Annotated in this window: 10 protein-coding genes; 6 read left to right on the forward strand and 4 right to left on the reverse strand. The window is 53.0% G+C overall.

Going from position 1 to position 14167, the window contains the following annotated elements:
- Positions 1–4 precede the first annotated feature (4 nt).
- Positions 5–700: a hypothetical protein gene (locus tag AACZ40_RS22925; RefSeq protein ID WP_291177168.1), complete on the reverse strand. Its 696-nt coding sequence runs from the start codon at positions 698–700 to the stop codon at positions 5–7.
- Between the two features lie 120 nt (positions 701–820).
- A complete protein-coding gene (locus AACZ40_RS22930) occupies positions 821–2578 on the reverse strand; it encodes a hypothetical protein (protein ID WP_291177165.1) in 1758 nt (585 codons plus the stop codon).
- Between the two features lie 263 nt (positions 2579–2841).
- Between AACZ40_RS22930 and AACZ40_RS22935 the strand changes: the two genes are divergently transcribed.
- The 5 genes from AACZ40_RS22935 to AACZ40_RS22955 all read left to right on the forward strand — a co-directional run bounded on the left by AACZ40_RS22935 (position 2842) and on the right by AACZ40_RS22955 (position 10797).
- Positions 2842–4245, forward strand: a complete 1404-nt coding sequence (locus tag AACZ40_RS22935) for a DUF1501 domain-containing protein (protein WP_291177162.1) — start codon at positions 2842–2844, stop codon at positions 4243–4245.
- A 278-nt stretch (positions 4246–4523) separates the two neighbouring features.
- Entirely contained in the window at positions 4524–4919 is a 396-nt protein-coding gene (locus AACZ40_RS22940; protein ID WP_291177159.1) for a GntR family transcriptional regulator, read from the forward strand.
- The gene (locus AACZ40_RS22945) at positions 4916–5827 is read left to right on the forward strand and encodes an ABC transporter ATP-binding protein (RefSeq protein WP_291177155.1); all 912 of its coding nucleotides are present in this window, start codon (positions 4916–4918) and stop codon (positions 5825–5827) included. Before AACZ40_RS22940 ends, AACZ40_RS22945 begins: the two co-directional genes overlap by 4 nt.
- Entirely contained in the window at positions 5824–7977 is a 2154-nt protein-coding gene (locus AACZ40_RS22950; protein WP_291177154.1) for a hypothetical protein, read from the forward strand. Before AACZ40_RS22945 ends, AACZ40_RS22950 begins: the two co-directional genes overlap by 4 nt.
- 207 nt (positions 7978–8184) lie before the next feature.
- On the forward strand, positions 8185–10797 hold the full coding sequence (locus tag AACZ40_RS22955) for a PVC-type heme-binding CxxCH protein (protein WP_291177151.1): 2613 nt from the start codon (positions 8185–8187) through the stop codon (positions 10795–10797).
- Positions 10798–10815: 18 nt separating this feature from the next.
- Here AACZ40_RS22955 and AACZ40_RS22960 read toward each other — a convergent pair whose 3' ends face one another.
- A complete protein-coding gene (locus tag AACZ40_RS22960) occupies positions 10816–11730 on the reverse strand; it encodes a peptidyl-alpha-hydroxyglycine alpha-amidating lyase family protein (RefSeq protein WP_291177148.1) in 915 nt (304 codons plus the stop codon).
- 254 nt (positions 11731–11984) lie between these two features.
- On the opposite strand from AACZ40_RS22960, the gene AACZ40_RS22965 reads away from it, so the two are divergent.
- Entirely contained in the window at positions 11985–12578 is a 594-nt protein-coding gene (locus tag AACZ40_RS22965; protein WP_291177145.1) for a hypothetical protein, read from the forward strand.
- A 24-nt stretch (positions 12579–12602) separates the two neighbouring features.
- Here the strand turns inward: AACZ40_RS22965 and AACZ40_RS22970 are convergent.
- Positions 12603–14167, reverse strand: a 1565-nt coding sequence (locus AACZ40_RS22970; protein WP_339675995.1) for a hypothetical protein, incomplete at its 5' end; no start/stop codon positions are given.

The following is a 14167-nucleotide window of genomic DNA, read 5'->3' on the forward strand; positions in this document are numbered from 1 at the left end:
CTTATTAATTTCGAAAATAGCAATCAAAGGGAGCTTTTCTACAGAGCAGGTCAGGACTCTTTTTAATTGAGTCCAGACCCCCTTTTTGTTTGACGTTACTTGTATGCAGTACCAAGAGCGGAAAAGATCCAAAAACGAGATTGATTATATAGTCAACTCTACTCAAAAAAGCACTTGTAAATGATGCACCAACTGCCCAGTTATCAAATGCACTTAGTAAAAATATGAGGAAACAAATAAAAACGATATTGTATACACTCAGTTTAATAGCAGAAGCGATACTGGAATTAGAGATTTGATTATTGAACCACATATGAGACATTATGAGTGGCCACTCACAAAATGTCACAATAGTAACTGCTGTTGTAAGAGAAAGTGAAATCGGCTTTATTGACCAAATCATGATCGAATCAATTTCAGCCAACAACGAAACTAGATACAAAGAAATGAAGATTATCCATATCGAATAATACATCCAACAATAATATAACAGAGTTTGATTTCGAGGATTAACTATAGCAAATTTTCTTAATACTTCGGAAATACTTAACTGAAATATTTCTTCAATTCCTTTGACTACTCCTATCAGCACACCAGTACTAAGAGCTAATGCCAGCAGACCGTGTCTTGTAAATAAAACGAAAGCCAATATCGGCACAATAATGGCCAACAGTATAATTAAACTTGATGGTTTTGGCATTATACCTGCCTTCCCTGCGTACGGAGTCGTTCCACTCGTTTTTGATTCACATACTAGCCACGATGTTGCTGCAACTCTATCACATAATGATATGTCATTGCATCTCCTTCCAGCTAAAAATCATTCCTCATCAACAGGAGATTCATCCGGTAAAGGCAGCACCAACTCTTCCTCCGGCGGGGTTTCTTTCCGGGGGATCAACCAGGCATATTCGGGCAGCCAGCGGGCTTTGTGGGCACTGATCAGGAAGGCGAGCAATAACGCGCCCACCGACCAGAGGAATGCAATCACCGCCGATTGATCCAGCGTGCGCGTTGCCAGCCGAAATCCGTAGGTCGCGCTGGTGTAGAGCAGAATACTCAACGTCGCGGCGAACGAATACGTAAACCAGCGGTTCGACCAGAGCCGGGCAATCAGCAGACAGCCCGCGGCCCACGTGGCCACATACGTCAGTCGCCAGGCCAGCGGGATCTCTGCCGCTCGCTCATTCAGAATCACGACGACCGCGACCAGCGGGACCAGCAGCGCACAGACACATTGCAGCACACGACTGAAGGCATCTTGAAACGTCAGCCCCATTACCAGGAACGAAATCCATATCAGATGGAAACAGGTGGTGAACCGGTACTGGAACAGCACCGTGTCCGGAATCACCAGCCAGATTCCGGCTGTCGCCGCCAGCACGCCTGCCGCACAGATTCCGGAGGAACGCTGGCGAAGCCCCAGCATCAACAGCAATCCGCCATCCAGCAGCAACGGCCAGGGCGTCGGCTCGATCAATGTCCGCGAACCCAGTGTCTGTGGTCCGACGATCGAGAGCAGCGCCACGGCTCCCAGGCCGGCTGCCATCGCGCCCGGCACACGTCGCAACGCTGCCAGCAGATAAAAGCCGATCAGCAGCCAGACGGTCAACCAGATCGGTCCGCCGATGACGTCTGTCACTTTGAAAAGAAACCCGGTGTGAACCGGCCCCGTCGTCGCGGGCATCGCCAGCAACAGTAATAAGGGCGAAAAGCGGATCACGCCTGCCTGAAAGGTTTTATTCTTCGTCACCAGGCTGCCTTCCAGCAACAACAGAAGCAGGACAAAGCCAAGCGGAATCAAAAAATAGAAGCCCCATAATGTATCAAAGGAAATGAGTCGGGGCCCGCTTCCCGAGGTAATCCACATGGGTCCCGCCGGTCCGAACGTGAGACAGAGCGCAAACGAGCGCAGACTGACACAGGCGGCGAACATGCCAAACGCGATCCAGGGAAACCACGGCCAGCCCCAGGGAGTGCCGTTCCCTTTGACATACGAGACGCCTCCGCGGACGGCAGGCAGCAGAAACAAAAACAGAATCGAGCCGACCACCGGAAACAGAAACAGCGTCCATTCGAGTTCGGCAGCCGGTCGCGGATGCATCTCGGGAGAACACCACCAGGGAGCGAAATAAAACAGCGCCAGGAACAGGTGATACGGAATCCGATAGCGGGCCCCCAGGCGAATGCCGGTTCCCCACAAGACGGCTTCGGAAACCAGCGCCGAAAACAGAAAGCCGCCGATCATCAACATCATTCCCTGATCGGGTGTAATCCGCGAAAACAGATCATCCATACTGACCGAGACCCCAAGAAACAGCAGCAGCAACAGCAGCAGAATCGAGCGGGCATCTTCCCAGACCTTGCCCCAGCGGACAATCAGCACACCAATCCCCGCCAGCAACAGGGTATAGCCGGCAAGCACTCCCATCATGATCCAGCAGTTGATGGAACCGATCTCAATGGTTCCGTAAGCAGACCGCACGGCGAACAACATCAATACCGCACTGATCACATAGAACGGATTGTGGTTGTAAAGGTAATGCAGGACCGAGCGGTGAGAAGCAGAAGCAGACATGACAGCCTCCTCTCATCAAGAAATGAAAAAATATAAAACCCCGGAACCGGGGATAAAAAGACAGGTTCACTTCTATGGAAACTGCAGTATACCAGATTTGTTTAAACGGTTATATGAAATTCCCAATTGCGGCCCGTTTTCGGAAATGCCGAAACAACATTGTTGACAGCAACAATTCTCTCTGAATTTTTCTTGCATCCCGGTAGAAAATGATATAATCCACACATCAACTCCAGTTTATGCGAATCACAGCGAGGTTGAGGATGGACGAATTCCAGATGAACCGCAGGCAGGCCCTGATTGCGAGTGGCCTGGGAACGCTCAGTCTCGGTATGCCGGGCATGGTGCTGGGGAGTGACAAGATCGACGCGTCGGGCAAAGCGGTCGCGGCGGAGAAGTCCTGTATCTTCATCCTGCTGTGTGGCGGGCCGAGTCACCTCGACACCTGGGATATGAAACCCGAGGCCCCGCTGGAATACCGCGGTCCTTACATGCCCATCGACACCAAAGTGCCGGGCATGCGGATCAATGAGATGCACACGGAACTGGCTAAACTGACGGACGAGTTCACGCTGATTAATTCCATGTCGCATCCGGGTTCGATCAGCAATCACTTCGATGCGATGCACAACCTGCTCAGCGGGCAGTCGGACAAACGCGTGCAGCAGGGCATGTCGAACGAACAACCTTATCTCGGATCGCACGTCGCCCGACACAAACCGAGTAAACGTAATTTCGTCTCCAACGCCTGGCTCATCAAATGCGTGGGGCCGCCTGTCTTCTGCGCGCCCAATATCGGGATCGGCGGTTATCTGGGTTCCGCGTATGCCCCGGTCTTTGTCGGTTCGGCTGATAATCATCCTGCGATGAAAGACTTCAAGCCACCTGAAATTTACGCCCCCTACGACGAACCGCGTTTCGAAAAGCGAAAGGAAGTCCTGAGTAAACTGGAGTCCGATCGGCTCGACCGGGACCAGACCGTCAAAGACTGGTCAGATCTGCGCGAGAAAACTTACGAAGCACTGACCCGCGCTGAAGGCCGCAAGGCATTCAACATGGACGAAGAACCGGATCAGGTCCGCCAGCGATACGGCATGCATCCGCTCGGACAGAATCTGCTGCTCGCTCGCCGCATGGTGGAATCGGGGGTTCGCTTTGTCACTGTCAACGGCTGGACCGGCCAGGCAGATCATGACAAACAGGGCCCGCCCAGCAGCAGCTGGGACATGCACGGCGGCAATATGGGGATGGGCAATGCCTTCGGGAACGGTTCCTACGGCATGGGCTTCTGCCTGCCTCGTCTGGATCAGGCGCTGGCGGCGCTGCTATCGGATCTCAAAGAGCGTGGCATGCTGGATAATACACTGGTCGTGGTGACCGGTGAATTCGGCCGCACACCGAATGTGCTCAAACAGGATCCCCCCGGTCGCCAGCACTGGCCGCGTTGTTTCTCCTCCATCCTCGCCGGCGCGGGTATCGCCGGAGGCCAGGTCTACGGCAAATCGAACAAGTACGGCCAATACCCGACCGACAATCCCGTTCGCCCCGAAGAACTGGCCGCGACGATCTACCATGCGCTCGACATTCCGATCAACGATCCCAAGGACCCGACCGGCATCCTGCGCACCCTGACCACGGGCAAACCGATCATGGAACTGTTTGGGTAGCCGGATGGGCAGTCGCTCTGCGCTAGCCGTCAATAGTCTCGAATAATTGCCGCAGCCGCTTGCCGCTAATCGCACAGATTTTGTGCTCTTAAAACATGCAGGCAGGACAGTGCCCAACTGCCATCCGCGCCCGTCTTCTGATCGTCATCCCGTAGCGACGACTGCGTAATCGCTCCCTCAGTAATACACCAGCCTGGGAATTTTTACATTTTGGCTGATTTTAGATTGACGCCCCCGACTATGTGTATTAGTGTAGTAATACACATGAGGTTTAGTCAATGACAATCAAAGCCACACAATTTGAAGTGCATCCCTCTGCCGGGGTGCCGATCTACCTGCAGATCATCAGCCAGATTAATGCGATGATTGCGGGCGGGCATTTGAACGCAGGAGATATGCTCCCCAGCGTGCGTCAAATGGCGACGACACTCGGCGTGAATACGATGACGATTTCGAAAGCCTATTCCAAACTGGAAGCGGACCAAGTCGTAGAGCGGGTGCGGGGCAAGGGAATGCTGGTACGAAAGTCGGTTCCCGCGGGAAGCGCGAAAGAGCGTATGCAGGACCTCAAGCCACTGATGGAGCAGGCCATTGTACATGGACGTCAACTCGGGCTCAGCGATGAGCAGATTCTGGCAGTCGTCAACAAGCTGTTACGGGAATACAAACCATGAGCAATGCAATCATTCAAACCGTGGATCTGCACAAGCAGTTTCAAGATACCCCGGTTCTGACGGGCCTGGATCTTCAAATCAACGCGGGACAAGTCGTCGGTTTACTGGGTACAAACGGATCTGGAAAAACGACGCTCATCAAGTGTTTGCTGGGATTAATCAGAGCGACTTCCGGCATGAGTTCTGTTTTTGGTCAGAATTCCTGGGACCTGGATGCGTCCGCCAAATCCCGTTTAGGTTACGTCTCACAAGATTGTGTGTTGCTCCCCTGGATGACGGTTAAAGCCCTGACAGAATATACGGGCGCCTTTTACGCCCGCTGGGATCAGAAATACGTCAATACACTGCTCAAGGAATGGAAACTGAACGAGACGCAACGCGTGGGAGCACTTTCGACCGGGCAGCGTCAGAAGCTGTCCGTAATCTTAGCGTTGGGGCATCACCCGGAACTGCTGATCCTGGATGAGCCGGTTGCCAGTCTCGATCCCGTGGCCCGCCGCCAGTTTCTACAGTCTTTGATTGAGTTCACAGAACAGGAAGAGAATACCATTCTGTTTTCGACTCATATCACATCTGACCTGGAACGCGTCACTTCCCACGTGGCATTTCTGGATAACGGAAAACTCGGCTTCTTCGGCGAACTGGACTCACTGATCCATCATGTGAAACGCATCCGCATCACAGCCGAACACGACCTGCCACAGAACCTGAATCTGCCAGGCACACTGCGTTCAGAAATCGACGGCAAACATGCACTAATAGCGGTGAAAGAGTTTGATGCCGTTTTACTGGAGAGTCTCTCAAACGAATTACAGGCAACAACGACTGTGGAAGACCTGAATCTGGAAGAAATCTTTCTGGAACTCTCGGGAGTCTCCTCACGGACAGAAGCGGAGGCCATTCAATGAAAGGGCATCACAATCTATACCGGCAGATCCTCAAGACCTACTGGCAGCGTCCGCTCATCCTGTTATTGACAGCCATTTATTTGATTCTTTTCTTATCTCTGGCCCTGGGTCCGACGGGCGGCAATGTCATGCAGGTCGGGGCACGACCGCAAGCGCCAGGGCAGATAGAAAGAGTTTATACCGCTGATGCCTTCTCCAACACAGAGAATTCACCGAATTTCCAAACGCTCCCCGAACTAGTGGAACAGGTTGCCCCTGCTGAGATTCAATCACTCAGCCTGACCAGAGTGAGCATGGAAGATTCCTTACCCGACCTGAGTCCGTTTCGAAATCTGGTTTACCTGGAACTGAACGATTTCGATCTGACGGCAGCCCATGTCGAACAGATCTGCCAACTTCCCAAACTGGATGCGCTGGTATTTCTGGGCACTCAACTTCCTGCCGGCGCCTTACAAAGATTCGGTGAGAAAGTGACTCAGCTGGAAGTGCTCGCTTCGACACTGGAAGCCCACTCTCATGAATGCCCCAACATGACCAGCGTGCACTTACTGGCTTTACACTATGATGATACATCGCCTGAACTGCTGACCCATGTCACACAAATCCCCGCTCTACAGCAACTCACACTCATTGCTTCACTCAACTATGACCCGAGTCACAAACAACCGGAAACACAACAGACCTGGAATGCAATTGACCTGTCCCAGGAACAAATTGAACAGCTGCGCAATTCTCCGACGCTGAAAGAAGTCTATGCAAACTGGTTCTTAATGAAGCATTTACGACATTTTAACGAGAGTACACTGCTTCCGGTGCGTGCGTTGCCGATAACCTATTCAAAGTCGAAGCTGGGTGCCATCCAACGATCGGTGTTTTCCGGTGCCCTGTTGTTTGCCATTCTCTATCTGCAGCTGTGGGCACACTTCGTCACTCCCGCGGCCAGTCTGACTCCCAATTATCTCGCACCGCATCGACGTATCGCAGTACTAATTCTGTCGACAGGATCGTTGATACTTCCCCTTACATTATTGCGTTATGATATTGGTATGCTGCCGGCGCTCAGTCTCGTTCTCCTGCTCCCTGCCATGTTGAGTATGTTTTCTGTCATGCAGCTTTCCAACAACCCTTTCCGACACTGGTTGATACTGCCACTGCTGCCGTTTTTCTTCATGTACATTCCGCTCTTCTTTGATTCGACCTTTAAGATCATCGCTATCGAGACAATCTGGTATTTACAAGGTCATCTACCCGGTATGGCATGCACCATCATCGCGCTGGAAGTCCTCTCTGTTTTCTGGATCCTGCTCAGGTTGCCTGCCATCACTGAGAAGGTGAACGAGACATTCATGACCACACCTGCCTTCTCCCCCTGGGAAAAAGATCGAGACCAGCAATCCCAAGGGTTAAAACCTGGAAAACCCTTCATCTGGGTCCTGGATCGTGGTTTGAAAAAATTGCATTATACAGAGAGGTCCACCTGGCAGATGGCCTGTTTGTGGCGACACGGGAATGCATTCAGTCTCGGCAGCACACTCGGGGTACTGGGAGGCTTCGTTTTTTTCCTGATCCTGTCTCAAGGGCTCTACAGACTGATGTCCGGAGATCCATTCTTCACGCAAAACAGCCCCTTGATCCCAGTTCTCTATTCGTGCCTTTTCAGTACCGGGGCATTCTTGCCTGCGATTGCCTGGAGACAAAGACGCAAGGCTCTGCAGATCGAATCATTACGACCGGTCAGTCGCCAATCGCTGGTAAAACAGTTGTACCTGTCATTGGCGATCGACCACAGCTTGCTTATGATCGGTTTCCTCGTGCTACTCCCGTTCCGCATAATGGATGTCTCTGCCGGCACACTCGAATTGTTCAATCTGATGCTGCTGGTTAGCATTGCTGCTCCGTTATGGATCCTCGGAACGAACGCGACCGTCCTGGTCTTCAAACGCACCTGGATCATTGTGGGCAGCATGTTTGCCCTGTATACCCTGGCAGGCACGTTGGTCATCAGCATAATCGCCTGGCAGTACCAGCCTGGATCAAATTTTATCCCAGACCTGCAAACGATGTTCGTTTCCACATTGATGGCCATTGCCGGTGCCCTCTGCCTCAACGTGCTGATGTATCGTGCGGCCCTCAAACGTGAATGGGGATAAGCACACTGCCTGAGCATCCGCTGGTCCCCCATGGTATTCATAAACGGGACCGCATCACATTAACACACGCTTATTCATTGTTCTTATCAAAGCTGTGTTATAGACTATTTTACGTCATGACCTGGCACTGAATCGCATCATGATTCATCTAAAAATAATCGAAATTGCTTGAGAGCAAATACGTTAACGAACAAAAGAGAAACACCCATGAATCATTTGACAGTTTGCTCCCTGGTGATGAGTTTGATTTTCTCTGTCAGTTCCCTCTCCGCTGCCGAGCGGGAACCTCAGGTGAAATCGTTGCAACCCGGCGTGAAACTGACTCTCGTCGCCGAGCATCCCGAACTGGCGACCCCGACCGGCGTTGATGTGGACGAACAGGGGCGCATCTGGGTCGTCGCCACACATACGCATTTTCGACCCGACGATTATGTCGGCCCGGAGCATGATGAAATCCTCGTCTTTTCTGATCCGAACAGTGAAGGCCGTGCCCAAAAACGACAGGTCTTCTATAATGCCACCGATGCCACCATGGACCTCGAACTGGGACCGGATGGCTGGGTGTACCTCGCCGAACGGGACCGGATTCTCCGCATCAAGGATACCAACGGCGACGGCAAGGCGGATGTCGAAGAGAATATCGCAGTCCTGAAAAGTGAAGCCGACTATCCTCACAATGGCCTGGAAGGACTGGCGTGGAATCCGAATGGCGACCTGGTCTTTGCCCTCGGCGAGAACTTCGCTAAGCCCTGGTCTCTGACGGGAACTGATGGCGTAGTTGTCGAAGGTGCCGGCGAAGGAGGCATCTTCCGCTGCAGCGCTGATGGTTCGCAACTGCGACGCATCGCGGAAGGATTCTGGAATCCGTTCGGCATCTGTGTTCGCGCGGACGGTCAAATCTTTGCTGCCGAAAACGATCCCGGCGAACGTCCTCCCTGTCGAGTGCTGCACATCGTCGAAGGGGGTGACTACGGTTATGAACGCAGTTATGGTTCCGAGGCACATCACCCTTTCGTCGGCTGGAATGGCGAACTGCGGGGCACACTGCCGATGATACATCCCTCGGGAGAAGCCCCCTGTGGCATTCAACCGCTCGGACGTGGATTACTGGTTCCCTCCTGGAGCGATCATCGCATTGACTTTTTTCCACTCACTCCTCAGGGAGCCTCTTACACATCCAAACCCATCACCTTAGTGAAGGGGAGCCGTTACTTCCGTCCCAGTTGTATTGCAGAAGATCCCCATGCAAATTCACAAAAACGAACCTGGTATCTGTGCGACTGGGTCGACGGTCGTTATCAGGCACACGGTTTCGGTCGCCTGTGGAAGCTGGAAATCGATCTCGATCAGGCAGACTGGGTCGGTGAACTGGAACTGGAACCACCCACGGAAAATGCAAAACTCGCGGCGCTTTTGCGCAGTGGTAAATCAACGCACAGCCAGAAAGAATTATTGAAGTTTTCCCACGACCAGGACCCGTTCCTCGCGTTGTCTGCGCTGCAGGCGCTGTCGCAGTATGCCTCAACCTGGACACCGGACAAGGTCGCCGGTTGGCCTGCTGCAGACCGGATTCAAGCCGTACTGGCGTTGAAACTGGCCCAGGCGGATCCACAGCAATGGATCCCTGTTTTGCTGACGGACAAAGATCCAGAGGTCCAGTTCGAAACGCTCCGCTGGATTTCTGACTACGGGTTGAAAGCCTTTCTGCCGCTGGTAGAACAGAAACTGGCGGAAAGCGATCTCGACTATCGCCGATTCGAAGCCGCCATCGCCACGTTGAACACGTTGCAGGGAAAACCCGAAGCGGGTATCCGTAATCCGGCATTACTCCTGGCCAGAGTCCAGGATGCGAACAGTGCCCCACGCACCCGGGCTTTTGCACTCCGGTTGCTGCCCACACAGTCGCTCTCCGCTCCGAAAGAGGGAAAGCTGCCTGTGAAAAACTTTCCCAAAGGACTGACACTGGAAATTCTTCAGCAACTTCTGGCCGTGAACGATGAAACACTGTCTCTGGAAGTCGTCCGCACGCTGACTGGAAATCCCATCGCTGCACAGAAAATCCTGGCAGACATCGCTGCTGACTCTCAGCAAGACGCGAAACTGCGTGCAGAAGCAATCGCGGGACTGGCGAACGTCGCAGAACAGAATACAGTCCTGTTATTACAACTGGCAGGCGCAGAGGAACGTATTGTCCGCGAAGAGGCTTTACGTGCGCTCCGCTCGATCCCGCTCACGCCTCCACAACAGCAGTCCCTGAAAAGTCTGGCCGCTCAGCATCCGGAATCAGCAGACCTGTTTGCAGCCGCGGTGAATCCCAAAAGGCTCAGCGTCGGGCGCCCTGCCCTGACCGACACAGATGCCTGGGCACAGGCACTGAAAGCGGTACAGGCTCCCGCAGACCCGGAAAGTGGTCGTCGTATTTTTCATCATGGACGAGTGGCGAATTGTGCCCACTGTCATCGTCACGGCGGTCGTGGAAATGTGGTCGGCCCCGACTTAAGCAGCCTGGGTGATAAACAGGACCGTACATGGCTGCTCAGGTCCATCCTCGAACCCAGTCGGGAGATGGCTCCCGAGTACCAGCCTCGTACCATCATTCTCAATGACGGCCGCACCTTCACGGGAATTCGACTGCGTTCCTATGTCAAAGAAACCATCCGCGATGCCAACGGTCAAAACCGGACCTTTGACCGCAACGATGTCGACACCATGGTGGAATCCCCGATCTCCTTCATGCCCTCCGGACTGGTCCATACCCTGACCGACCGCGAGATCAAAGACCTGCTCGCGTTCCTGGAAAGCGGTTCGCCCCACAAATAAGGGAGGCAGTCATTGCTGTCACTGTTTCCGCTGCAGTTTCTGTAGTCGTCGACCACCAATTTCGGTCACGAACAGATTGCCTGCAGTATCGACAGCCAGCATGTGAGGCAGATCAAATTCCCCAGGCCCCTTCCCTTTTTTGCCCCAGGAGTTTTCGACCTTGCCGCTTGCGTTCAGTTGCAGCACTTTGTTCGCACGACCGTCGGCCACAAATAGCGTTCCCCGGGAATCGAATTCCATGCCATACGGGGCAAAGCCGGTCCAGGTTTCCAGCAGGTTCCCTTCCAGATCGAAGATCTGCACGCGATCGTTCTCCCGGTCGCCCACCAGTACGCGGCCTTGCTTATCAACCACAATCGAATGCGGCAGATTGAATTCGCCTGTTCCTGTGCCCGGTGTACCCCACTGCCCCAGATATTTTCCGTTCGCCGCAAACTTCATGACACGACTGTTCCCATAACCGTCTGAAATGAAGATCTCACCCTGTGGCCCGAACGCGATATCGGTCGGCTTATTGAACCGATCCTGACTGTCACCCGCTTTACCCGCCTGCCCCAGCGCCAGCAGCAGTTTTCCTTCCTGGCTGAACTGAAACACCATGTGATTACCGATATCGGTCACCCAGACATTGTCCTGTGGGTCAACGCGCAAGCCGTGCGCCTGCCCGATCAGCTTGTCGCCCCACGAGCGCACAAATTTGCCGCTCGAATCAAAACAGAGAATCGGCTGCGGGCCCCGATGAAACAGATACATCCGCCCCTGGCTGTCAAAATCCACCGCCGAACAGGGTCCGAGCGTCAGACCTTCCGGCAACTGGAGCTGAATTGCCGCGGGTTCAAACTCGATTTTGTCTGCTGCAGCAGTAAACTCAGCTGTCAGTATCAGAAAGCTGATTGTGAGAATCAAAAGATCGAAACGGCGAGGCAGATTCATGCGGGTGACTCCAGAGAGTTTTCAAATTGTTGACTGTTACAGGAACAGCTCACTACAGCTTGTCTTTTTATGAGTGTACGCCGCCCCGACTCCACTGTCGAGTCTCATTTCACTGACAGGAAACCGTGCTGGATTGACATCTTCCCACAAAACATCTATTGATAACCTTCTTAAACTGGCACAGCCGTGTATCGCTATCGCCCCACCACCTGATCTGTGTGAAAAAGTCGTCTGTTAATCATCAGGTATCATCCATGGATTCCCGTTTCAAGCTGCTCTTCAGTGGACTGGCTATCGTGATTACTTTCACTGCCTTTATTCCGTATATCCGGGGAATTCTGGCGGGACGTACCAGACCTCACCTGTTTTCCTGGCTCATCTGGGGCATCACCACACTGATCGTGTTCTTTGCCCAACTCGAAGCGAACGGTGGAATCGGCGCCTGGCCGATTGGCATTTCAGGCGTGATCACGGTCTACATCGCCTTTCTGTCTTATGTGAAGCGCAGCGACATCTCGATCACACATCTCGACAGACTGTTTTTCAGTGCCGCCCTGTTCTCCATCCCCTGCTGGTATTTCACTTCCAACCCGATGTGGGCGGTGATCCTGCTGACGGTCATCGATCTGTTAGGCTTCGGCCCCACCATCCGCAAAGCCTACGACCATCCATTTGAAGAAAGCATTCTGTTTATCTTCTTATTCTTCATCAGGAACACCTTCGCCCTGCTGGCCCTCGAATCCTATAGCCTGACAACAGTACTCTTCCCGCTGTCAATCTGCATCGTCTGCCTGTTCCTGACCCTACTGATTCACTACCGACGCAAGGTTCTGATCGCAGACCCTTAGCACTTCAAAGTCACACACAGGATTTTAGCTGCCTTCCGGAACGATTTTCAACTCACGACAGAACGCCGCTATCCGCTCTACCGGAACCATATAGGATTTGTTCGCTTTCTCTCCCAGAAAACGGGTTCCCAGCAATGTCAGTCCCGCCAGTTGCCCCTCCTTGAACAGAGGAGTCCCTTCGGGCAAACTGCGATCAAGTTGAATCAGACCTTCAAATCGATGTTTATTCTTTAAAGGAGGCAATGCCAGTTCCGCTTGATTGTCAAAAGACACGATGCGTGCTGCCTGCGGAGTCAGAGACAATTGCGGGGAACTCCCGGGATAAATGGCCGCGAGTTCATCGCCCACCGCCAGTAGAACATATTCTGAAGGTTTATAGTCGGTCAGCTTCTGCTGTGTCCGATAGACAAACAGTTCTTTCGTACTCTGCGGCAGATAGACCGCATCGATTGGCGGACGATTCGGAATTTCAAGAAACGTCCGATCGACGGCATGGGGAGCCCCCACGGGAATAATCCCTGCTGTCCCGGCTGTGACCACGCATGTTTCAGAGCCGGCATCGACCAGAATTCCAGGTATCGCGCGGCGGGACTGATCCCGAAAGTAGACCAGCACCAGTCGGGCAATGGCCTTTTCCGCGTCACTTTTCGGCCGGACCTTGATCGATTCATCCATACTTACTATATCATCCATGCGGAGCTGACGTTTTTTTTTGGAAGCACTCTCTGAAGGTGGAGCAGGACGACTTTTCAAATAGGAATTCACTGCAGACAGAGTGTCCGGTCTCGGGCTTTCCACCAGATTACCTACCTCGACCGGCGAGTCATGCGGATTCTCATGAATGCGTCCGATCGATTGATTCTCTTCTACTTTGATGATGTCAATCTGACCTCTCACAAGACCCTGATCAAGGGCAATCAGTTCCATTCCGACTTTGATACCGTCTTTCTTTCCTACCGAGAGCACAGCTTCTCCATCAGCCACAGAGATCACCTGCCCCTTTATGAATATTCTGTTTGTATCGGCATTGCCTTCAGACCCACGCACCCACAACAGGTCCGCCAGTTCTGGAGTCCCCGGATTTACGCGTGACTGGCGACTGGTGGTCCAGGCACCACGAATTTCTTCATCGGCGAGTCGAATGGAAAGTTTACCGAAACGGTCTTCACCTTCACGCCAGGTACCATTAAAGCGACGTTCGATGCGCGACCATTTTAAATCGACGCTGCCCGAGGCAGCATTGTCAGGCTGTTTGTAGGTTCCCGCGTAAAGTCCTACATCCTCGCGGTTCAATGTGACAGTCCCCCACCCTTCACTGCGCCATTCACCGGCGATGTCGGGCGGTTCGGTTGCCTGCCAGAAACACATTCCCAGTACAATCGCAGCCAGACCGCCGCTCAGCGTTAGCAGTCCCCGCTTACGACGAAAGTTCGAAAAGAAACCACCGGTTTTCGTCTGACTTTCGAGAGAAGGCGGCAAAGGAACTTCCGTCGGTTGCTGTACATGAGCCAGACAATCTTCCAGTAACACAGAGACTTCACTGGCGGTCGCGAAACGAGCGGCGGGCTCTTTCGCCATCAGTTTGTTGA

The sequence above is a fragment of the uncultured Gimesia sp. genome (assembly GCF_963972345.1).
Classification (GTDB): domain Bacteria; phylum Planctomycetota; class Planctomycetia; order Planctomycetales; family Planctomycetaceae; genus Gimesia.

Bases quoted from the DNA above. Each gene is read 5' to 3' on its own strand.
- AACZ40_RS22925 (WP_291177168.1), bottom strand. From the start codon at position 700: ATGCCAAAACCATCAAGTTTAATTATACTGTTGGCCATTATTGTGCCG.
- AACZ40_RS22930 (WP_291177165.1), bottom strand. From the start codon at position 2,578: ATGTCTGCTTCTGCTTCTCACCGCTCGGTCCTGCATTACCTTTACAAC.
- AACZ40_RS22935 (WP_291177162.1), top strand. From the start codon at position 2,842: ATGGACGAATTCCAGATGAACCGCAGGCAGGCCCTGATTGCGAGTGGC.
- AACZ40_RS22940 (WP_291177159.1), top strand. From the start codon at position 4,524: ATGACAATCAAAGCCACACAATTTGAAGTGCATCCCTCTGCCGGGGTG.
- AACZ40_RS22945 (WP_291177155.1), top strand. From the start codon at position 4,916: ATGAGCAATGCAATCATTCAAACCGTGGATCTGCACAAGCAGTTTCAA.
- AACZ40_RS22950 (WP_291177154.1), top strand. From the start codon at position 5,824: ATGAAAGGGCATCACAATCTATACCGGCAGATCCTCAAGACCTACTGG.
- AACZ40_RS22955 (WP_291177151.1), top strand. From the start codon at position 8,185: ATGAATCATTTGACAGTTTGCTCCCTGGTGATGAGTTTGATTTTCTCT.
- AACZ40_RS22960 (WP_291177148.1), bottom strand. From the start codon at position 11,730: ATGAATCTGCCTCGCCGTTTCGATCTTTTGATTCTCACAATCAGCTTT.
- AACZ40_RS22965 (WP_291177145.1), top strand. From the start codon at position 11,985: ATGGATTCCCGTTTCAAGCTGCTCTTCAGTGGACTGGCTATCGTGATT.